Source organism: Candidatus Terasakiella magnetica, from assembly GCF_900093605.1.
In the GTDB taxonomy this organism is placed as follows: domain Bacteria; phylum Pseudomonadota; class Alphaproteobacteria; order Rhodospirillales; family Terasakiellaceae; genus Terasakiella; species Terasakiella magnetica.
This window is the reverse complement of record NZ_FLYE01000046.1, coordinates 118,013-139,895: the sequence shown is the minus strand read 5'-3', so window position 1 is coordinate 139,895 and position 21,883 is coordinate 118,013. Positions and strand designations below refer to the sequence as shown.

19 protein-coding genes are annotated in these 21,883 nt (G+C 47.1%); 6 read left to right on the top strand and 13 right to left on the bottom strand.

What is annotated here, in order from left to right; all coding sequences use genetic code 11:
• Nucleotides 1-3: 3 nt before the first annotated feature.
• From MTBPR1_RS15085 to MTBPR1_RS15035, 11 genes are read right to left on the bottom strand one after another with little or no spacing between them, the layout of a single operon-like run.
• Nucleotides 4-996: an NAD-dependent epimerase/dehydratase family protein gene (locus tag MTBPR1_RS15085; RefSeq protein WP_069189854.1), complete on the bottom strand. Its 993-nt coding sequence runs from the start codon at nucleotides 994-996 to the stop codon at nucleotides 4-6.
• Between the two features lie 31 nt (nucleotides 997-1,027).
• A complete protein-coding gene (locus MTBPR1_RS15080; protein WP_069189853.1) occupies nucleotides 1,028-2,320 on the bottom strand; it encodes a B12-binding domain-containing radical SAM protein in 1,293 nt (430 codons plus the stop codon).
• Between the two features lie 30 nt (nucleotides 2,321-2,350).
• Nucleotides 2,351-3,328, bottom strand: coding sequence for an NAD-dependent epimerase/dehydratase family protein (locus MTBPR1_RS15075; RefSeq protein ID WP_165602685.1), 978 nt, complete (start codon nucleotides 3,326-3,328; stop codon nucleotides 2,351-2,353).
• Complete coding sequence (locus MTBPR1_RS15070; protein WP_069189851.1) at nucleotides 3,309-4,091, bottom strand: SDR family NAD(P)-dependent oxidoreductase; 783 nt, start codon at nucleotides 4,089-4,091, stop codon at nucleotides 3,309-3,311. Before MTBPR1_RS15070 ends, MTBPR1_RS15075 begins: the two co-directional genes overlap by 20 nt.
• A gap of 23 nt (nucleotides 4,092-4,114) precedes the next feature.
• Nucleotides 4,115-5,053: a class I SAM-dependent methyltransferase gene (locus MTBPR1_RS15065; protein ID WP_069189850.1), complete on the bottom strand. Its 939-nt coding sequence runs from the start codon at nucleotides 5,051-5,053 to the stop codon at nucleotides 4,115-4,117.
• Between the two features lie 3 nt (nucleotides 5,054-5,056).
• Complete coding sequence (locus MTBPR1_RS15060; RefSeq protein ID WP_069189849.1) at nucleotides 5,057-5,956, bottom strand: transketolase family protein; 900 nt, start codon at nucleotides 5,954-5,956, stop codon at nucleotides 5,057-5,059.
• Nucleotides 5,957-5,967: 11 nt separating this feature from the next.
• Nucleotides 5,968-6,807 (bottom strand): transketolase, encoded by an 840-nt coding sequence (locus MTBPR1_RS15055; protein ID WP_069189848.1) that lies wholly within the window; start codon nucleotides 6,805-6,807, stop codon nucleotides 5,968-5,970.
• Nucleotides 6,794-7,858 (bottom strand): GHMP family kinase ATP-binding protein, encoded by a 1,065-nt coding sequence (locus tag MTBPR1_RS15050; protein ID WP_069189847.1) that lies wholly within the window; start codon nucleotides 7,856-7,858, stop codon nucleotides 6,794-6,796. Before MTBPR1_RS15050 ends, MTBPR1_RS15055 begins: the two co-directional genes overlap by 14 nt.
• On the bottom strand, nucleotides 7,859-8,830 hold the full coding sequence (locus tag MTBPR1_RS15045; RefSeq protein WP_069189846.1) for a GDP-mannose 4,6-dehydratase: 972 nt from the start codon (nucleotides 8,828-8,830) through the stop codon (nucleotides 7,859-7,861).
• Nucleotides 8,831-8,849: 19 nt separating this feature from the next.
• Nucleotides 8,850-9,914: an alpha-ketoacid dehydrogenase subunit beta gene (locus MTBPR1_RS15040; RefSeq protein ID WP_069189845.1), complete on the bottom strand. Its 1,065-nt coding sequence runs from the start codon at nucleotides 9,912-9,914 to the stop codon at nucleotides 8,850-8,852.
• A gap of 15 nt (nucleotides 9,915-9,929) precedes the next feature.
• The gene (locus tag MTBPR1_RS15035; RefSeq protein ID WP_069189844.1) at nucleotides 9,930-10,844 is read right to left on the bottom strand and encodes a thiamine pyrophosphate-dependent dehydrogenase E1 component subunit alpha; all 915 of its coding nucleotides are present in this window, start codon (nucleotides 10,842-10,844) and stop codon (nucleotides 9,930-9,932) included.
• Nucleotides 10,845-11,037: 193 nt separating this feature from the next.
• Here MTBPR1_RS15035 and MTBPR1_RS15030 point away from each other — a divergent pair, with 193 nt between their 5' ends.
• A complete protein-coding gene (locus MTBPR1_RS15030; RefSeq protein ID WP_069189843.1) occupies nucleotides 11,038-11,781 on the top strand; it encodes a hypothetical protein in 744 nt (247 codons plus the stop codon).
• Here the strand turns inward: MTBPR1_RS15030 and MTBPR1_RS15025 are convergent.
• Together MTBPR1_RS15025 and MTBPR1_RS15020 are read right to left on the bottom strand one after the other, a co-directional pair.
• On the bottom strand, nucleotides 11,778-12,944 hold the full coding sequence (locus tag MTBPR1_RS15025) for a glycosyltransferase (RefSeq protein WP_069189842.1): 1,167 nt from the start codon (nucleotides 12,942-12,944) through the stop codon (nucleotides 11,778-11,780). The two genes, MTBPR1_RS15030 and MTBPR1_RS15025, sit on opposite strands and share 4 nt — an antisense overlap.
• Nucleotides 12,944-13,798, bottom strand: a complete 855-nt coding sequence (locus tag MTBPR1_RS15020) for a sulfotransferase family 2 domain-containing protein (protein ID WP_069189841.1) — start codon at nucleotides 13,796-13,798, stop codon at nucleotides 12,944-12,946. Before MTBPR1_RS15020 ends, MTBPR1_RS15025 begins: the two co-directional genes overlap by 1 nt.
• Before the next feature lie 236 nt (nucleotides 13,799-14,034).
• On the opposite strand from MTBPR1_RS15020, the gene MTBPR1_RS15015 reads away from it, so the two are divergent.
• The 5 genes from MTBPR1_RS15015 (at nucleotide 14,035) to fliG (ending at nucleotide 21,868) form a co-directional block, all read left to right on the top strand.
• Nucleotides 14,035-15,819: a flagellar hook-length control protein FliK gene (locus tag MTBPR1_RS15015; protein ID WP_069189840.1), complete on the top strand. Its 1,785-nt coding sequence runs from the start codon at nucleotides 14,035-14,037 to the stop codon at nucleotides 15,817-15,819.
• Nucleotides 15,820-15,850: 31 nt separating this feature from the next.
• The gene (locus tag MTBPR1_RS15010) at nucleotides 15,851-16,579 is read left to right on the top strand and encodes a flagellar hook assembly protein FlgD (RefSeq protein ID WP_069189839.1); all 729 of its coding nucleotides are present in this window, start codon (nucleotides 15,851-15,853) and stop codon (nucleotides 16,577-16,579) included.
• A 91-nt stretch (nucleotides 16,580-16,670) separates the two neighbouring features.
• Nucleotides 16,671-18,818 carry a flagellar hook-basal body complex protein gene (locus MTBPR1_RS15005; RefSeq protein ID WP_069189838.1) on the top strand — a complete coding sequence of 716 codons (2,148 nt, stop codon included), beginning with the start codon at nucleotides 16,671-16,673 and terminating at the stop codon, nucleotides 18,816-18,818.
• Nucleotides 18,819-19,204: 386 nt separating this feature from the next.
• Nucleotides 19,205-20,836, top strand: coding sequence for a flagellar basal-body MS-ring/collar protein FliF (gene fliF, locus MTBPR1_RS15000; RefSeq protein ID WP_069189837.1), 1,632 nt, complete (start codon nucleotides 19,205-19,207; stop codon nucleotides 20,834-20,836).
• 12 nt (nucleotides 20,837-20,848) lie between these two features.
• Nucleotides 20,849-21,868, top strand: a complete 1,020-nt coding sequence (gene fliG, locus MTBPR1_RS14995) for a flagellar motor switch protein FliG (RefSeq protein ID WP_069189836.1) — start codon at nucleotides 20,849-20,851, stop codon at nucleotides 21,866-21,868.
• Nucleotides 21,869-21,883: the final 15 nt, after the last annotated feature.

Genomic DNA, 21,883 nt, shown 5'->3' with positions numbered 1-21,883 from the left:
CCCTTAGTCCTGTGTGAAGTAATTATGGCGTTTATCGCTGGCATTCTTGTTCTTTAAATACCATTCCCATGTGTTGCGCAGACCTTCTTCTAGAGAAGTGTTCGGATCATAATTAATCCAGTCACGCGCACGGGTTAAATCCATCACACGGCGCGGGAAACCCGCTGGTTTGGATGTATCAAATTCAAATTCGAAATCAATTACTTTTGCCAATGTTTCCACAAGCTCACGAATGGTCACGCCCACACCGGAACCCAAATTCACGTATGAGCCGCGTGTCCCATGATAAAGGGCCTGAATAACGCCTTCTGCACAATCTGTTGTATAGGCAAAATCACGAACGGCTGAGCCATCCCCCCAAACCAAAAGCGGGTTTTCCCCACCATCAATGCGCGCCATTAAAGACGGGATCACCATGGCATTTGCCGGATCAAAATTATCACCGGGCCCATAAACATTACACGGGCGCACAATGGCAAAATTATCTAGATCATACTGGATTTTATAGGCTTCTACCTGCATTTCCGCCATACGTTTTGCCCAGCCGGGAAACATATCCATCGGAGGTTTTGACGGATCATCATCATCTTCTACAAACACTTCAGCAGAGGAATAAGCCCCAATAGAGCTTGTATACACCGTCTTTTTTGCACCAACGCGACGCGCTGCTTCCAACATGTTGGTATTCATCATCAACAAATTGGTAAAAAAGCTTGCCGGTTTGGACTTAGTCACTTCAATTGAGCCCTTAATACCTGCCACATGAAAAACGTAATCCATGTCCTGACACAGGTCCATACAGGTTGAGATATCTGTCAAATCGGCTTTTACCGTTTCTGCACGCGCATCAGCACTGATATCATCAAGCGAGGCACTTTTTACATTAGCGCCTGCATCACATAACAAACGGACAACTTCCGCCCCGATCATCCCTGTCCCACCTGTGACCACACAGTTGGCACCATCCATTGCTTTGAGGACTTTATCTTCAATCACTGTCTTGTTCCTTGATCTTTAACTGATTTTCTTAATAGCTCATGCCGCGCTCGCGCAGCCAGCCTTGGAGAGTTTTGATATTATTGACGATTTGATCCCGGGTGAGCGGTGTCCCCCATGGGGCTTTTTCGTCATATTCAAACGGCAAGCCGACATCTTCTTCATCACCAAAGCGATACACAAGATGGGCATGTTTTGAGAGGTCTTTATCAATAAACTTCAAGCCGTATTTTTCAGGCTCGTTATAAAAAGGAGAACCGGGCACCGGATCAAAACCGGAAAGCGCCACATAATCAGGCTCAATCTCTTCAATAAACTTGATGGTGCGCTCCACCACATTTTCAGTCTCACCGGGTAGACCAAAGATGAGGCAAACTTTCACCTTAATGCCGTATTTCTTCAGCATCTCAACATATTTTTTATTGCGATCAATGCTTTTAGACGGCTTGTTGGCAAGGATCAGCACCTCATCTGAATCCGCACTTTCCATACCCAAGGCGACTTCCTGACAACCAGATTCAGCCGCCAGTTTGACCATATCTTCATCACCAAAGGGAACCGTCTGACCGCGCCAAATCACATCACCTTTACCAATGGCTTCCAGATAATTTTGTGCAAGTTTCCGGTTCACCGGAATGCAAACTTCATCGCGAAGGTTGACCCCTTTAACGCCAAAATTCTTTTTCAGATATTCAATCTCAGCTGTGATTTGGCTGGCTTCACGATATTCAAATTTGCCCGGATTATTATAAACGCAAAAACTACATTTAAAGCTACAACCGCGCGAGAAATAAACACCCGTTCCCGGTACGCCGCCATATTGGGAGAAATGCTTGTCATTAACCACGCGCTCAGGCGGCAAAAACTCGCGACGGCTATGACCGTATTCACAAAATTTAAACGGCCCATTCGCCTTATAGACTTTTTCAAGCTTGCCTGTGCGCAAATCTTTAAAGGCCTCAACGATCAGCCCTTCAGCCGTGCCAAGAAGGCAGGCATCAAAATGCTCTGCGGCTTGGTCTGTCAGATGGTCCACATGGTTACCACCACCAAGGTGGATGGATTTTGGATTGAGTTGGCGCAAATCCTTGATGATGTCATAAATCTCAAACGCATCAGCCGATTTCATCACCCAATAGAAATATACATCGCATTCTGGATAAGGCTGGTCTTTATTGCCGCGTCGATCAATAATTTGCACGGAAACATCGTCAATATGATCTTCAATCAAAGTGGCATAATAGAGTTCCCATAACGGCTGTAGCTTAATGGGATCAATCCAGTAATGCCATGTAGGCACAACGACACCGACTTGAAGAGTCATAATCACTCACTTTCTAGGGCTTCTGCCCTTTTAGATAGTCTCTCGATACCAGTCGATTGTTCTTTTTAGCCCTTCATTAAGCGACACTTTTGCTTCAAACCCCAGTTCCTTTTGCGCCTTTTCTATTGAAAAAGCCCGTTTGGCCAAACTCTGGGGTTTATCCAGCAGATGAACAATCTCGGCATCATCGAAGTTATCATTGGAACATATCAAGCTTAGCATATGGTTAACGTTATAGCTTTTTCCAAACGCTATATTGTAATCACGAAAACCTTGCGCACGATTGAGCGCTAAAAAGGCTGCGCGCGCCACGTCTTCTGCATGGATAACATCGCGTTCCTGCTCGCCTGTCCCCCATACTTCAATGGGCTTTTCACGCAAGATCACACGGCGAATAAGGGCGGGTAGGAAATGGGCGTTCTCATCATCAAAATGGTCATTTTCCCCATAGATCAAACTGGGGCGCAGGCAGGTCACAGGGATGGGGTTTGGCACATTCTCACTAATATGTTTGGCAAATTTTTCCACATAGCGGGTCATCCAGCCAAGGCCAAACCAATTGCCCGGTGGGTTATCATCAAACATCTGTTCTTCAATAATATCGCCTTCAAGGGCGGGATAGCCCGTTGTACTTGAGAGCCAGACACAATGTTTCACCCCATTGCGCCATGCGGCTTCAATACAATTAACCGCCACTTTTAAATTTGTCTGAATAGGCGCAATGGGATCAGCAGCTAACACAGGCGCACTTGCCACCACACCTGCAAAAGCCAGCACATAATCCGCCTCTTTTGAAAGCTCTAGGCATTTCTCACTATCGGTTAAATCCGCTTGCGCAACCTCGATATTTTCCCCTGTCACACTGGGTAGGCGCGAGTTTGAAACCGCAAGAACAGAAATACCATCTTGGTCTTTTAACAGATTAAGCGCATGAGTGCCGGCAAGGCCGCTGGCACCAAATAAAACATAACGGCCTTTAGGCCAGTGATCAGAATGATTTTGTTTCACAGCCATCCACCGTAATCAAAGCACCCGACATATAACTTGCACGCTCAGAACACACAAAGGCGATCACATCGCCTGCTTCTTCGGGTTTGCCCAAACGCCCCATGGGGTTTTTCTCTGCCGTCATTTTGGCAAAGGCCTCAGGGTCTTTTTTCTGCTCATCTTCCCAGCCTGTCCCCGGGATCATGATCGCACCGGGGCAAACCGTATTGAAGGTAATGCCTGCTTGGCCGTATTCAGGCATCAAGGCCATGGTTTTTGAAAAACTAATCTCAGCCGCCTTTGCCATATTAAACCAAGGACGCCCGCCGCCTTCTTTACCCACAATGGAAGAAACCGTGACCACACGGCCCCATTTTTGGGCTTTCATATCATCAAGAAATGCACGGGTAAAACGCGCTGCTGCCATGGCATTTTTCTGCATGACCTCATACCAAACGATATCGGGGCTTTCCACAATATTGGGTTTTCCCCAACGCCCGCCACCACCAACGTTATTAACGATAATATCAAGACTGCCCCATTCTTTTTTAATCAGGGCAATGCCTTCATCAATCTCATCATTTTCCAAGACATCACACCTAAAGGCGAGAACCTTTGTGCCCCGTGGTTTTAACAATGCACTGGCTTCATCAAGGCGTTCTTGGGTGCGCGAACAAATGGCAACGTCACAGCCCTCACTTGCCAAACGAAGGGCCGTTGCCAGACCGATCCCGTGGCTCCCCCCTGTGATGAGTGCCTTTTTACCTTTAAGCCCTAAATCCATGGGGACCTCTTACCTTTTATTACTTATTTGGGTTGCCAGATAACCTGTGCGTAGCTTTCAAACATCAAGCTACCAAACTGGGAACGATGAACCTTCTTGATCTCAATCCAGCCTTTTTCTTCATATTCGCGAAGGGTCTTGACCAAACCATTGAGGAAATTGCGCCGTTCCATGGTTTTTAAGGAGGTGTAATCCACCATATTATCATCATCATGCACTTCTACAATCGGCTCTTCATGAAAACACATGGTTGGTTTTTGATCGAGAATATATTCAAGGAAGGTATGGAACTTATCACCTGTCTGTTCCAGCGCCCCCATGGTCAAAACCGCAGAATTCGGCGCGATCTTCACTGATGTATCTGGATTAAAGAAATCAAAGTGACGCCCACAGACATTTAGGCCCAGCTCATCGCGCATATGATTAACAATATCCACAGAGGGCTCTGCCCAATCAAAGGCATTGATCTTACTTTCAGGATACATCTTTGCCAAAACAGCCACATTATGGCCTGAACCTGAGCCAAATTCGTAAATTTCATTAAAACCGGACAGATATTTTCTAAAGAAGCTGTCGCGGAAAATCCGATACCAATTGAGCTCAAACTCATCATCGGCAACTTTGGCAAAATGCTTAAATAAACGCACGGGCTGACCGGGGCGGATATATTTCGGGATCAGGGTTTCCAGATCACATTTACTGTCTAAAAAAGCCTGCAGGTTTTCCCCCCAGCCTTTATTCCAGCGATCAACTTTACCCTCACCCGCAATGGATTTTTCCCACGCGCGGCGTTCCAAAATTTCAATGGCTGTTTTATCGCGTTCTTTACCATCAAGAAAACGATAGGAGAAATCTTTTGAGGCAATAAACTCTTTCATTTCCTCAGAAATATCAGAGACATCCATGCCAAACTGCTGGGCAAAATCATCCAAGGACAGTTTTTGGTCAAATTCAGCAGACATTCTTTATTCTCCAATACGTTGCTTCAGTGCCTCAACACTGAAACCGAATTTTTCATGCGCCCAATCACGACTGGCTGAACCCAGCAGAAATTCATCAGGTAAAGTGACGGCTTCAAGCTTTTTCACCAAAGCGTTTTCAGCAATGACTTCACAGACGCTGCTATAAAGGCTGCCTGTTTTGACATGTTCATCCACAACGATGATACGCTCAAACCCTTTTATCAGGTCAAGCAGAGCCTCTTTAGGCGCTGGTTTTAATTGAAGCACATCAGCCACAGCCGCCTTTGCTCCCTCAGCAGCATGAAGCGCGCGATAGGTTGGAATGCCCGTTGATAAAATCAAGGTCTCAGAGCCTTCTTTCACCAGCTTCACACCTGCTTTAAAAGCAGCTTCATCTTCTTGCCAGACAGGTTCATTCTTTTCTTTATCAAGGCGGATAAAACAGGGACCACCCGTTTCAAAAGCCAGCTGAACCGACTTACCAACCGCCACCACATCACATGGGTTATAAATGGTCAGATTGGGGATACACCCCAGTGCGCCCACATCTTCAGTTGCATGGTGGGTTGGCCCGTCATTACCGTATGTCAGCCCCGGTCCCATACCGATTAAAACGATTGGCAGGTTGCCCACGCACATATCAAGCTTAATCTGTTCAAAACAGCGAAAAGCCACGTGAGAGGCAATACCAAAGGCAAAAACCTTTTTACCTGCAAAAGCAAGACCTGCTGACACACTGATTAAATTCTGCTCAGCAATACCAAGGTTTACGGCACGCTCGGGGAATTCTTTGGCGATTAGATCAAAGCCAAAAGCCCCCATATCATTGGTGATAACAACCACATCTTTATCACGGCGCATGAGCGCGTGAATTTCGTTAAATAGGGCGTCTCTAAAATCCATTTTATCTTCCCCTACTCACTCATATCCGATAACGCATCAATTTGACCTTGAAGCTGTGCAAGTGCCTCTTCAACCTGTTCACCCTGTGGCAACGCATGGTGCCATTTTGGTGAGTTTTCCATAAAGTCTACACCCTTGCCCTTGGTCGTATGGGCGATAATGGCACGTGGGCGCTCATCTCGCCCTTGCGTGTAAGCCTTGCGGATCGCGTTATAATCATGCCCGTCAATCTCAACACAGTTCCAGCCAAAGCTTGTCCAGCGATCAGCAAAAGGTTCCAGTGAAATCACATTGTCAGTAAAATTCGTCGCCCCCAGCTTGTTGTAATCTACAATCGCTGTGAGGTTTGAAAGTTTCTGCTGGCCTGCAAACATAGCTGCTTCCCAAATCGAGCCTTCCTGACATTCGCCATCACCAAGAATAACAGTCGTCTTCCAGTCTTCACCATTCATACGCGCTGCCAAAGCCATGCCTGAGCCCAAGCCCAGACCATGTCCAAGCGAGCCTGAAATAGCCTCTACCCCGGGGATTTCCAGATCGGGGTGACCGGGCAAGAATGAGCCATGTCCGGCAAAATCGTCTAGTTCCTCATCCCCAAAGAAACCACGATGGGACATGATGGTATAAAGGGCAAGGCACGCATGACCTTTTGAGAGGATAAAGCGATCTCGCGTAGGCGCTTTGGGCTCATCAGGATTAACATTGAGCAAGCCATCTTCAAAAAGAGAGACCACCACATCCATACAGGAAAAAGCAGGTGGTACATGGCCTTTTTTGGCTTTAAGAGCAGCTTTTAAGGCACGCAGGCGCATCTTTGCGGCGATAAGAGCCAGTTCATTATTGGACGCCATTACTCACCTGCCCGATTTTTCGTTTGATAATGCTCGCGCTTAACTCCGACATCCAGCCATGATCGTTTAAGACCCGGCTGCCCTTCATTTCAAAGTTAAACGGCACTTCCATCAATTCATGTAACGCTTGGCGCACCGCTTCGCGTTTATCAAGCGGCACATAAAGCATCATGAAACCGGAATGCCCCGCCCCCAAAAGCTTACCGCCCAAGGCACCTGCTTTTTGCGACGCTTCGTAAATATCATCAATATTGCTGTTGCTGATTTTCCCACTCAGGCTTTTCTTAAGCTGCCATGTCTCATTCATCATGCGCCCAAAATCATCCAGATCACTTGCCGTTTCTTCCAAAATGGCCTGCGCAACGGGCACCATGGCTTTCATTTCACGCAACACCGTTGAACGATCCGCAATATTTGAAATCACATCGCGTGCCACTTCTGAAGATAGGCGACTTGTGCCCGTATAAAACATCATCAAACGGCTATTCAGCCCATTTAAGCGCTGTTTTGAGGCTTGGATGGGTTTTACGTTAATGGCCCCATCGGTATTAAAGTCAATGACATTGACCCCACCCATGGCACAGGCCACTTGGTCTTGAGAGCCAACGGAGTCTTTTAACCAATCTTGTTCCAGCTCAATCGCTTTTAAATAAAGGTCTTCTTGGCTCACTGCCTGACCACGCATCATTTTAAGCGCCAAGATCAAGCCAACAGCAAAGGCTGAGCTTGAGCCCATGCCCGTGCGGGCAGGAAGATCACCTTGGTGGAGAATTTCAATACCGTGGCTATCATCAAAATCAAGCATGCGCAATCCTTCACGCACCGCAGGATGAAGGATTTCAGAAATGCTTTGAACACTTTCGATATGAGCCCAAACCACACGGTGTGCAGTTGGGAAAAACGGCGGGCGATAACGCGCCGTGATATAGCAATATTTATCAATGGCGGCTGAAAGAACCGAGCCACCTTCTTTTAAGTACCATTCAGGGTAATCTGTTCCGCCGCCAAAGAAGGAAACACGAAACGGTGTTCTGGTGATGACAAGGCTCATTTACACACTCTGTTTTTTGATCAGATGGCGGTGATAGTTCAACAAATCTTCAAAGGTTTTACGCGGTGGGATTTTTGCTTTCCAGCCCGTAACTTCTTGGAATTTTGAAATATCAGGAATTTGTAAGGTCACATCAGATGGACGCAGGCGGGCGGGATCAACTTCATGTTTGATCTCACAAGTTGCCATGTCCTTATAGATATCTAAAATATCGCCTACGGTCATAGTCTCTTCACCACCGATGTTATAAACCTCACCGGGCTCGCCATGTTCTAACAACAACCAATAAGCACGCACCGCATCGCGCACATCTGCAATGGTGCGCACACTATCAAGATTGCCCACTTTTACAGGGTTTGGCTTAAGACCCGCTTCAATTTCTGCAACCTGTTTGGCAAATGTACTTTCAGCAAATACATCACCACGGCGCGGCCCTGTATGGGTAAACATGCGCGTGCGGATGGTTTTGATGCCATAAGACAGGAAATATTGTAGCGAGATCATATCCTCCCCCACTTTGGAAACCGCATAAGGGCTTGCCGGGCGCAGGGGGTTATGTTCAGTAATCGGCACTTCGTCTTCTTTAACCTGACCATAAACTTCTGAAGAAGAACAAATATGAATGCGCGGATCAATCTTTGCCCAACGCACCGCATCCATCAGGTTTGTCGTGCCAATCACGTTGGTTTCCAATGTGTCAGCGGGCTGATCAAAACTCACGGTGACATAAGATTGTGCCGCTAAATGGAAAATACGGTCCGGCTTAATATCCGTCATAATCTTGATAAGAGAATTTAGGTCGCGCAAATCGCCATTTACCAAAGTCACTTTCTCAAGAATACCTTGGATATTATCCAAGGGACTACGCCAGCGCACCATGCCATAGACTTCTGCCTCAGGATGGTTTTCAAGAATATATTCAGCCAAGTGGCTGCCGACCATTCCGGTAATTCCTGTGATTAAGACGCGCATTTTGTTTAATCCTTATTTCTTAAAATGGTCCACGGAAGCGTTTGTACACATCCGCCATAGATTTCTCATCCGGCAATTTCACCCCATGATCTTGTGAACCTTTCACCAAACGTGAAACCGTATCACAGAAATCACCCAAATGCGGGTAATACATATCTTCAAGTGTCTTAGCTGTTGGGCAAGGCGCAGGCGCCATAGAAAGGCTTTCCACTTTTTGTTTTAACAATGAGGGATCGCGCTCACACACAAGGCGACAAATCTCTGCACAAACCCCAAAAGGTGCCCAGCTGGTATCTGCAATTAACAAGCGCCCGGTCTTTTTCACACTTTCACAAATCAAATCAATATCGATTTTTGATAAGCAATGAAGATCAATCAACTCGCACTCAATACCTGCTTCTTCAGCCAGATATTTTGCCGCCCGTGAGGCTTCCAATGTCATGATGGAAGTTGAAACGATGGTGATATCCTTACCTTTGCGCAACAAGCGTGCACGAAGCGGGTCAGCCTGATTGGCAACCGCCTGATCATCAACTTCAAAATTCAACGTATACAGCAGGCGGTGTTCAAAACTGATCACCGGACCTTTTACATTTTTCATCACATAGGCATAAGTATCCAAGATGGTCTCAGAACTTGATGGCATAATCACATGTAAACCCGGGATATGGGCAAAAAGCGATTGCAGGCTTTGTGAATGCTGTGCGCCTTGGCCCCAACTGCGCCCGACAATGGCGCGGATCAACATAGGCACCTCGGTCGTGCCGCCAAACATATAGCGATATTTTGCCGCCATATTAATAATCTGGTTGGTCGCCAATAACATAAAGTCAGACCGGATATGGGTTGTAATGGGATACATGCCGTTCATGGCAGCGCCAACCGCAATCCCCGTAATGCCTTCTTCGGCCAAAGGTGTGTCAAACACACGCTCTGGGCCAAATTTATCAACCATACCTGTGGTGGAACCAAACAGACCTTTATGATCATCTGCACCTTGGCCCATGATAAAGGCATTGGGGTTTTCATCTAAACCTTGGTTCATCGCTTCTAAAAGCGCATCCTGATAAGAAACTGTTCTCATTGTTTTTTTTAATCCTTACCAAACATCCGTTAGAAGTTCATCACGGCCCGGCCATGGGCTATTTTCAGCAAACTGTACAGCAGCATCAACTTCTTCATCCACTTCAGGTTTTAGGGCGATATAGGTTTCTTTGTCTGTTACTAACGGGTCAAGGGCTGACCATTTTTCATAGTCACAAACATCGCGATAGCCTGCATTAAAATCATCACCAGGACCCACATGCTCTTTATAGCGATAGGTCTTGATCACGATAAAGACGGGCTTTGCATTTTCACGCACATCATCAACATGTTTTTTAACGGTTTCATAAACACCGACAAAATCCATACCGTTTTCAATCACGACCGTTTCAATACCGTAATTAGCCGCAAGTTCTTCCAGCTTATAGGCTTGGCGATCCTTAATGTGAGAATGGACCGCAAGGCCATTATCTTCGCAGATAAAAACAACAGGCAGGCTATGTAGTGCTGTAAAGTTTAGCGTCTCGTGACAGACACCTTCTTCTGTTGCCCCATCCCCAAAGACAGACATAATAACTTGGCCCGTGTCACGGCGCTTGGCAGCCAGTGCTGCGCCCGCTGCATGGGGGATTGAGCTTGCAACAACGGCAGAGGCACCCATAAAGCCGGCTTCAGGTGCGGCTAAATGCATGGATCCGGCCTTGCCTTTACAACCACCGCCAATGCGCCCGTAAAGTTCAGCAAACATTTTGGGCATATCGCCACCTTTTGCCAAATAAAACGCATGGCTGCGATAAGTGGCAAAAACCAGATCGTCTTTTTCAAGGGCGGCACAACAGCCCACTGCCACAGCCTCTTGACCAATAGACATATGAACCGGGCTTTGAATTTTGTCAGAAGGGTAAAGCTCGATAATTTTCTCTTCGACAAGCCTAATGCGAAGCGCTTCTTTGTATAGGTCCTGATACACGTATAAACCCTACCTGTTTTTATCTTTTAAACCACATGCCACCTCTAAAGAAACGGATGTGTTTCATTTCACTATAAGATAACTATCACCAACTTCTAAAGAAAAAGTTAGCATTGCTGATTAACATCCCAATAGATGCGTTTTTCTGCTATAATATGTGCATCTAGAAATCATAAATGATGTTTGTTTTAAAATGGCAATCCCATCGATTGACAATTTATCTGCCGCACTTTATGTGCCAAGCGCGACGGCTGCACCGAAAAGCCAGCCCAAAGCGCTTGCCCAGCGCCAGCCATTTGAAACCCAAATCGCCCCCAGTCGCAGCAAGGCCCTGTCTCAAATTGCCCGTGTTAAAGGCGCTGTCATTCAGTCCTTGGTTAAAGGCTTAGACGCCTTGGTCAAACAGGCTGATAAAACAACGCTACCCAACAGTTTCCCAGAAACCTCACGGGTAAACCTGCAAGCCGAGATCACAACTATTCTTGGTAATATTGAACGGCTTGTGAATTCTGCCGAGGTGGGTTCTGTTAGCCTGTTGCGCACAGAAGAGCGCACCATCAAATTGCAATCTTCTGAATATGGCGGCAAGATTGAGGTCAAAGGCGTTGCTATTGACGCCCAAGCCCTTGGCCTTTCCAATATCAATGTGCTGTCTGAGCTGGGGATTAAAGATGCGTCGCGCCGGGTTGAAAATGCCCTTTATGTGGTCAATGAACGGGTCAATCGCCTTGAACAACTGGATAAAGCCTTAAGAAACGAGATTGATTTTGGCAGCCTGACAAATGTCAGTAACAATGCCTCACTGGCAACCAATGTAGCCTCAAACTATGCCTCCTCAGGCAGTTACAATCCGCCTGTGCAATATCAGACCCAATCAAGCGGCCAATATAACGCCCGTTTTTTTGAGCGCGGTAGTTTCGTTGACTTGCAAGGTTAAGCCTGATTAAAAAAATCGAGAATTTTAGCCACATGATGGATGTAATGGTGGTGAGGTGCAACCTTTGCCAAGGCTCCCTCCTGCATCATTTGTAAAGCCACATCATCTTCTAAAACGGACAATAATTTTTCTTCCAGCGTCGCATCACTTTGGCTCAAATCCAGCTGACAGACACTCTCTTCAAATTCATCCAGCCCCGTTGAAAGACTACAAAAAGCCGGGGTACCTGAGGCAATCGCCCCCCAGATACGTTCGGTTATGGCTGATGGGAATTTAGGGGTCAGGCAAATATTGGCTTTTAGGTGAGAAGAGATTTCCAAAACCTCTTGAAAGTCCTTGCGCCCTAAAAAAGTGACATCATCCATAGCCAAGAGTTCAGGATCATCAATATTACCGATTAAATCAATCGGCATATGTTTTTGCAAAATTCTTAAAACACGGCGGCGCGCCAAACTGTTTGAAGCCATTTCGCCCAACATCAACAAACCGGAAAGCACCTGTTTGGGCAACTGATTATGGTCGATTGAGCGTTCTTTACAGGCTTGATCAAAAGCATCAAAAACAGATTGCGGGCGAGCTGCCTGATCCTGCCCGCATTGTTCGCTTGCTTCTAAAAAAGGATGGATTTGTGGAGGGTTTATCCGTTTCATATCCGCCCAATCTGGCAGCGGCGCAATGGAGCCTGCAAATAAGACACGGCGCTGTCTTTTGGCAATGGGAATAATCTCATTCAGCGGATCAAGATTGCTATGAGGCACCTGAACCGATTTAAACGCACAGCCCAACTGCTTTAAGATATCTGCATGAAACGGTTCTACAACCCCCATGACCGTATTGGCAGGCAGACTAATTAGGGAGGCAAAATGCTGTACAGGATCATCCACTAACCAACACAAATGATGCCAGCGGATTTCATAAGGCTCCCCACCCGGTTTTTGCTTTGGAAAATCAATCCGCCCATTAAAGGTTACCAAGAGATGGTCATCTCGTGGCTCAGTCAATTCATTGAGCAAGGCAGAAAGCTGCGGGCCACCTAGTTCGGCTGCATTAACGAATTCAAACTCAACACCATTATGCTTCATGGCCTGAGCAAACTGGTTATGTTGAATGCCCGTACAGCTATCCATAAAGCCGTTTGAAAGAAAGACACATTTCCTGATCATTAATGTATGCCACCTTCTGTTGGAATATCCATGACCTTCTCAAACACTTCTCTGCGTTTTTTTAGTAACTCTTCATCGCGGCGTTTGCATTCCTGTTTATAGAAATCCATTTGTTCAGCCAATGTGCTTCTAATCTGCGAAATTTCCTGATTAAAATTATGCTCCACCGCCTGATACAGCATGTCATCAGCGCGGTTACATTCCTTGATCTTGGCAATCTGCAGTTCAGTCGGTTTTTCCCGCTTCAAGGCTTCATCTTTAAAGCTCGCATTCATGCGCGATAAAATGGGAACCGTACTCCAACCAAATTTAGCCGCAATCTGAAAAGCGCTTTCTTCCATACGCTCTAAAAGCCCGATGCATGGAAAATATTTTCCCGCACTGGCCTGAACCTGCATCAGTAAGTCCTGATCAGAAATATCCTCATAAAAACCATGCTCAAACATATTGCGTGGCTGCTCAAGCGTATGGAGTTTTTTATCAGGACTGTTAATTGCCGCAATCCAGCGCGCTTGCTTATTATAGGACTTTGGCAAAGCAGCAATAAAGTCATCAAGACTGACACTCGCATCCAGTTTTTCACGTTCCAGATAGAAAAAATACTCTGAAATAACGGAGTCAACCGGATTGCGGATGGTGGTGAAATACTGACAGTGTCGATCCGTATCAAGATGATAGGGATAAGGACATTCAGTGAAGAGATAACGGGTTTGCTCCGTTACAGGCTCATCCTCTGTTTCAGGAAAATGGCTACAGGTTTCACCCTTAATCTGACAATAATCACGCACAAGTCGGCGCACACTTGAACTGCCCGTTCTCACAATGCCCAAATGCACCAAGAGTGTTTCACTCATTATCCATCTCCCGCTTTAATGACTATTTTGTTCTAACATGCTCCTTACAAAAAGACTTGGTATTTTTTGCCTAGTCATCCTTTCCCTTCGCCTTCAGACAAGCATATTTTTCCCTATCCCCATCATCCTAAAAACCACTTTAACTATTAAAAAACAACCACTTAGTTAAAAATATCATTTTTGGCACGACCCTTGCAAAATAAGGGCTGACATGTGGAATATGCGAGGAAGCAATCATGGATGATTTAAATGTAAGAGCCCGAAACAGCGTCGCTGCCGCTGCTGCCGGGGCTGCCAAGAGCGCGGGTAAAGCCCAAAGCTCTGCAGGCCCGCAGTTCTCCAGCTTCTTGATGTTCGGAACTGACAATATGAATACCTCCATGTCCATGTCAGCCAACCAGTCACAGAACGAAGGTGTCTATGACCAAGGTGGCGATAGTGGATATGATCAGTCTTATCGTGACGAACGTGAAGCCGGGGGTTCCCAGCGACGCGATGATGAACCGGCCCACAGCCGTTCTGACGATCGAGACTATAGTCGTGACGATGAACCACGCCATTCGCGTTCTGATGATAACCGTCAGGAAGCATCCCATGATGGTCGTGATGATCATCGTCAAGACGATACTGCACCGCGTGAACAACATACCTCACGCGATGATCACGATACAGGTGATCAAGGTGCAAATGAACAGGTTCAATCTGATACAGGATCGCAAAACCAAAATAGCAACGATACAGAAAGTAGCGCTGCTCAGACAACCAATAGCGATAATGTATCTGATCAAGCTGCCAGCAATGCCTTTGCTCAAGGCGCAGCTGCGGCTGCACAAATGGCAGCTGACCCGGCAATCGTTGCAATGGTCGACCCAAAGAAAGCGGGTATGACCGATACGACTGCCAAACAAACAACTCAAACTGTCCAGAACATCGATGTTAATGCGGGTAACAATAAAGACTTGTTCTCCCAAGGTTGGCAATCCGGTGCGGCTCAAAATAAAGCAGCCACTCAAGGACAGGGTCAAATGCAAGGCATTCAGCAAAATCAGAACGCTATGGCTAATCAACAAAATACTGATCCGCAATTACAAGGTCAGTTGATGTCAGAAGCCCAGCGCCAAGCAAGCGACCTTTCAAAGAAACTTGGACCAAACCAACGTGCAAACCTGAATGTGAATGTCACCAACCAATCGGCTGAATTGACATCAACACAATCACAAAACCTGTCCAATGCAGCCCAAGTTGCCGCAGATGCCAATAATCCATTGGCCGCAACCAAGCAGCAGACAACAGGGCAAACCAACGCAAACCAAGGGCCAAACCCTCAGGCTGCGATGGCGAATGCACAAGCCCAGGTAAACCAGCAAAATAACAACCAGAACACACAAAACCAGAATTTCCAAAATATGGTTGGTGATGTGAAAGGTGCTGCTGGTGGTGCGGCGAAAACCGCCATGGTCCAACAGCCCCAAGGCGTAAACCCTGAGATGGCGCAAACCAATACTCAGAACACGACCCAACAGGCACAACAAACACAGCAAGCAGCTCAGGCAAAACAGGCGGCTCAACAAAAGCCGGCTGTCCAGACAACGGCAAAACCTGAAGAAATTCATGTTGAGATTTCCAAAGCGGCAAAAGCCGGTGCGGACCGTATCAACATTCAGCTTAAGCCACTGGAAATGGGCCGCATTGAAGTTCAACTGGACTTTTCAACAGGTAAAGTGATGGCCTCCATCGTTGCCGAACGTCCAGAAACATTGCAAATGCTGAAGAACGACTCCTCAAACCTTGAAAAAGCACTGAGCGAAGCGGGCCTCAACATGGGTGATATGAACTTCGATTTGCAAAAACAAAACGAACAGGGTGAACAAGCCAACGGTTCCTCCAATGGTGGAAACGGTGGTGATGCGGACTCTATGGATGATGACGAAGAACTTCTTCTGGCATCAGATATGGAAGTGCTGGCCCAACGTGCTCAAGAACGCGCAGCCTCTCGGGGCGGTGTGGATATTAGTGCGTAAAAAAGTAACGATTTGAAGGAAAGATTGAACAATGGCTGATGCAGTTTCAGGAATTGGTGCCGCTTCAACAGCAAGCGCTGCCACCCAAGACGCCCAAAAACTTGCGGACGACTTGGATGATTTCATGACGTTGTTAACAACTCAGTTGCAACACCAGGATCCACTTGATCCCATGGATGCAACCGAGTTTACTTCACAGCTTGTCCAATTTGCGAGCGTTGAGCAACAGATCTCACAGAACTCTAACCTAGAGACCTTGATCCGTGCCCAAGAAAACTCGCAACTGGCAAGCGTGGCCAGCTATGTCGGTCGCTTCGTTGAAGCCGAGAGCGGTTCCGTTCAGGTTTACAACGGTGAGTCCGAGTTCAATTACGTCCTTCATGACAGTGCAGAAGCGACACTCATCAACATCCAAGACGATACGGGCCGCACAGTCTTCTCTTCTGAAGGTCAGGTCAGCGTCGGTAAACACGGTGTTATCTGGGATGGTACAGACATGCAGGGCAATAAAGTTCCTGATGGCATGTACAAACTCACCGTATCAGCCATGGATGGTGATGGCGCTCCTGTGGATGTCACAACAACAGCAATCGGTAAAGTGACCGGCGTATCTTACGCTGGTGATGAAGCCGCCTTGATGTTGAACAACATGGAAATCGGTCTGTCACAAGTCATTACATTGAAAGAACAGGCCGCCTCTTTAACGGACTCAACTGAGGACGTAACTGAGGAAGAAACAACTGAAGAAACAACTTCATAAGACATACAGAGAACCGGTGGTTCGAGAATAGAACCACCAAAATGAAAATGCGAGAACCGCGAAAAAACAAAACTCGCTAAGGAGATAAAAGATGAGCTTATATGGTGCACTCTTTTCCGGCGTATCCGGCCTTCAGGCACAGTCCAGTGCCATGGGTGCAATCGCCGATAACGTAACCAACGTAAACACATCCGGTTATAAATCGACCACAGTTAACTTTCAGACGCTTGTCACGAAACAAGCCTCTACAACAAAATATTCCGCAGGTGGTGTGCAGTCTAAACCACGCCAAGGCATTGATGTTCAAGGTCTCTTGCAATCAACGTCTTCTGCAACAGATATCTCTATTTCCGGTAACGGTATGTTCATCGTGAACGAAGCTGGTGACCCGGGTACAGGTGATATTTATGCCTACACACGTGCAGGTTCTTTTAAAGTAGATAAAGAAGGCTACCTGCAAAACGTTTCAGGCTTTTACATGCAAGGCTGGCCTTTACAGACCTATGATGGTTCTACCCAAGCGGTAACAAAAACCATCAATGATGACACCTACATGAAAGCCTATCAGAACTCTCAGGGTGATACGGTCTATATCAACGATAACATCGTTGACTCAACCAACCTGCGCCCGCTTAACTTAAAAACCATCGGTGGTACAGCTGTTGCCTCCACCACCATTTCCATGGGGGCTAACCTGCCTTCTGAAGATGATGTTGGTTCCACACATAAAACCGACGTTCTGATTTATGACTCCCTTGGTGGAGCTCATAACATCAACCACACATGGACAAAACGTGCCTCTAACGGCTGGGACCTATCAGTTGTTCCCCCAGAAGGTTCTGAATCCATCGTGATTGAAGACCAAAATACAGAACGTAACAACTATATGTCACTGGGTCGCCTTGATTTCACATCGGTTCCTGACTCCGGCACATCTATGACGATGGAGTTGGGCGGTAACACCTACACCATTGATTTCACCACAGCTGACTCAACAGCCATGCACCAAGATACGATTACAATTGGTGGCACACCAGCTGATGGCAACACGGTCACCCTTGATGGTGTCACTTACGAACTTGATACAGACAGTACCGTAACAGCTGGTAACATCGCTGTTACCGTTGCTACAGGTGCCAACACAAGCACAGTGGCTGCCGCCCTTGCCAGTGCGATGGAGACCCAAATGGACTCCGCACGTGGGAAAGGTTCATGGGTTTCTGTAAATGCTTCTGTGATCTCGGTTAACAACACATCAGCCTCTTACGCCAACGTCACTGATGGTGGTGTTGCAGGTGGTGGTATGACAGCAACGGTTGCTGCCAACGCTGTTGCCGCAACAACCAACCTTGATATTAAAGTTTCCAGCCGTTCTCTTTCACAAGTGATGGATGAACTTGGTGAGAAAATCCAGTCTATCTTGCAATATGAATTTGATGGTGTGCCGGACTCACCGCCAAACACATGGGCAGAACGTATTGCTGGTGAAAACGCAGTTGTTTTCCATAACGTCGATACATCTGACTCCCTGACTGTTGATGCCACTGGCCTGACAACAGCAGGTGTGGATGCGGTGATGCAGACCACATCATTTGATGTGGAAGCGGTAAATTCCACCATCAACTGGACACAATCAACAAACCACGCTGTTGCCTTTAACGGTGATGGTACGCCAGACTCCTTCTTTGGAACAGATGAAGCCACGGCTTCTGATCCGACCATCCAATATAAAATTGCATGGGCAAACGGTGCAGAAGATATGGATGGTTCCACAAGCCCTGCCTTGCAGGTTTCACTAGGTAACTACAACGTTGCTGATGGGATCACACAGTTTGGTGGGAACTACCAGATCAACTACATCTCTCAAAACGGTGCCGCCTTTGGTAACTACGCTGGTCTGTCCATCAACTCTGAAGGTATTGTCACGGCCCTGTTTGATAACGGTGTAACCCGTCCGGTCTTCCAGATCCCGGTTGCCACTATGGTGAACCCAAACGGTATGGAAAGTCTTTCAGGTAACGTCTGGATCGAGACCGATTTCTCCGGTCAGCCAACGGTACGTGAAGCCGGTTCTGCCGGTGCGGGGACAACCAACCAGTCGGCCCTTGAGGCCTCTACCGTGGATTTGGGTGAAGAATTCACCTCCATGATTACTACCCAGCGCGCCTATTCCGCTGCGGCCAAGATTATTTCAACATCAGATGAGATGTTGGAAGAACTTCTGAGAGTGAAACGTTAAGATTAGCGTTTTATTTTTCAGAATATCTCCGATTTTTATCGGTTCTCTTTAAGACTTGGCCTCGGCACGTTTTTCGCGTCGAGGCCCTTTTTTTAAACGTTTTGTCACACTGGCTAAGGCCAAAGTCTACGACCCCCACAGACTCTTGGATTCTGACTTTCGCCAGAATGACGAATTATATGAAAAAAACACTAGAATCTTCATGGTTTTCAGGCCATTTTAGAGGAAGCGATTCGCGACATTGATTTCTGCTAGGCAAAAAATGCCGGGTTGTTAACTTCTTGTTTAGGGTAACTGCGTTAGATTCTACAGTGTAGTTTCATACGCGCTTTTGGGATGCGTATGGTGTCAAAGACGAAAAGAGACAGTCAGAAGGGACACATCAAGTGAGTGGTTTTGTTGACGCATTAAAAAATCTTGGCCCCCAGCGTTTAGCTGTGGTTGGTGGTGTCATACTGGCGCTTGTCGCTTTTTTCATCTATTTGATGACCCGTATCGGCACGCCGCAGATGGAATTGCTTTATTCCAACCTGAGCGCTGATGACTCCCAACAGATCGTCGGTATCCTCTCCAGAGAAGAAGTTCCTTACGATGTGGCGAAAGAAGGAACGGAAATTTACGTTAAGAGCGACCAAGTCGGCCCCATGCGTCTCAAAATCGCTGAAAACGGGCTACCTACGGGGGGCTCTGTCGGCTATGAAGTTTTTGACAATGCCGATGCTATTGGCTCCACCAACTTCCAGCAAAACGTAAACCTTGTGCGCGCCCTTGAGGGTGAGCTTGCCAGGACCATCCGTTCCATTGGCAATGTAAAAGCCGCCCGTGTCCATTTGGTTTTACCCCGCCGAGAGCTCTTTTCGCGGGAGCGTCAAAAGCCAAGTGCCTCTGTCGTTTTAAAAATGCTTAATGCCGAGCGGCTCACTAAAGAACAAATTTCTGCCGTTCAGCACCTTGTTGCCTCGGCCGTTCCTGATTTGAAGCCTGACCGTATCTCCATTGTCGATGATAAGGGGGCCTTACTCGCAAAAGGGTTTGACCAACCGGGTAATGCCGATAAAGCACAAGAGATTGAGCACCAACGCCTTCAGAAACAAGAAGCCATTGCACGACGTATCGAAGGGCTGATTGAACGTACCGTCGGTTTTGGTAAAGTGCGCGCTCAAGTCGCTGCCGATATGGATTTCTCCCGTGTCACATCGGTTGAAGAAGAATATGACCCTGAAGGTCAGGTTGTACGTTCCAGTTCCACCTTGGAAGAAAACGAACAAAGCAACGAAAGCGAAAACGACATGGCGGTGACGGTAGGTAACAACCTACCTGACGCTCAAGATCAAGGAAACTCCGCAACCGCAGGCTCCAGTGCCAACCGCACACAGGAAACTGTTAACTACGAAATTTCCAAAAAAATCATCAATCGTGTGCGTGAAACTGCGGTTGTTAACCGCCTTTCTGTCGCTGTTCTTGTTGATGGCGTCTATACTAGAGACGAAGAAGGCAACGTCACCTACGAAGCGCGCAGCCAGGAAGAAATGGACCAGATTTCAACTCTGGTTAAAAGCGCCATCGGCTTTACCGATGATCGCGACCGTGTTGATGTGATTAACATGCGCTTTGCTGCCATTGAGCAAATCGACGACACAGAAGAAATTGTCTTCTGGATCTTCACAAAACCAGAACTCATGCATTATGCAGAGATGGTCGTTCTGGGCTTTGTCGCTCTGCTGGTTATCCTCTTGGTGGTTCGCCCACTTATCAAGCGTGTATTCGAACAGCAAGCTGCTGCAGAAGCTGCTGCGCTGGCTGAAGCCGAACAGGAAGCCTTGGCCGGACCGGCTGGTGTACCTGTTCCATCCGATACGGTGGCTGATGAAGATGACAGCTTTGAAGAACTTATCGATATCGACCGTGTAGAAGGCCGCGTGAAGGCGTCTTCTGTGAAGAAGGTTGGTGAAATTGTTGAGAAACACCCGGAAGAAGCTTTGGCGATCATCCGAAACTGGATGTATCAAGAAGGTTAAAGGTAAAGAAGTATGGCACGCGTAAAGGACGATTACCGAAGTCTAACAGGTCAGGAGAAAGCCGCTATTTTCATGCTTTCTCTTGGCGATGAGCATTCAGGTAAGCTGTTTGAGATGATGGATGACGAAGAAATTCGTGAAATGTCTCAAGTCATGGCCTCTCTGGGCTCTGTTAGTTCCACGGTGATTGAACGCCTGTTTGTAGAATTTGCCGATCAGCTTTCTTCTGCGGGCTCCCTTGTGGGTACGTTTGATAGTACGGAACGCTTGCTGAAACAGGCTCTGCCTAAAGATCGTGTTTCCAACATCATGGAAGAGATCCGCGGTCCTGCGGGTCGTACCATGTGGGATAAGTTGGGTAACGTGCATGAAGCCGTACTTGCCAACTATTTCAAAAACGAATATCCGCAAACCGTGGCTGTGGTTCTGTCCAAGATTAAGCCCGACCATGCTGCGCGCGTGCTCTCGCTCTTGCCGGAAAACTACGCCATGGAAGTTATCATGCGTCTACTGCGTATGGAGGCTGTACAAAAAGAAGTTCTGGACGGCGTTGAGAAAACACTACGTTCTGAATTTATGTCTAACCTGGCGCGCACACAACGTCGCGATAGCCACGAGTTGATGGCCGATATCTTCAACAACTTGGATCGTAACACCGAGAACCGCTTCATCACGGCTCTTGAAGAACGTAACCGTGAGTCTGCTGAGCGCATTAAGGCTTTGATGTTTACATTTGATGATCTGGTTCGTGTGGATCAGGCCGGTATCCAAATCCTCTTGCGTCAAGCTGAAAAAGACAAACTGTCTATGGCTCTTAAAGGCGGGTCCGAAGAGGTCAAGGATCTCTTCTTCAAGAATATGTCTGAGCGTGCAGCCAAGATGATGCGCGAAGATATGGAAGCCATGGGTCCTGTTCGCCTGCGTGATGTGGACGAAGCCCAAGCCGAAATCGTTGTTGTAGCCAAGCAATTGGCTGATGCCGGCGAGATCAACATCTCACAACCAGGCGAAGAAGACGAACTGGTCTTCTAATCAAGGTAACGTATT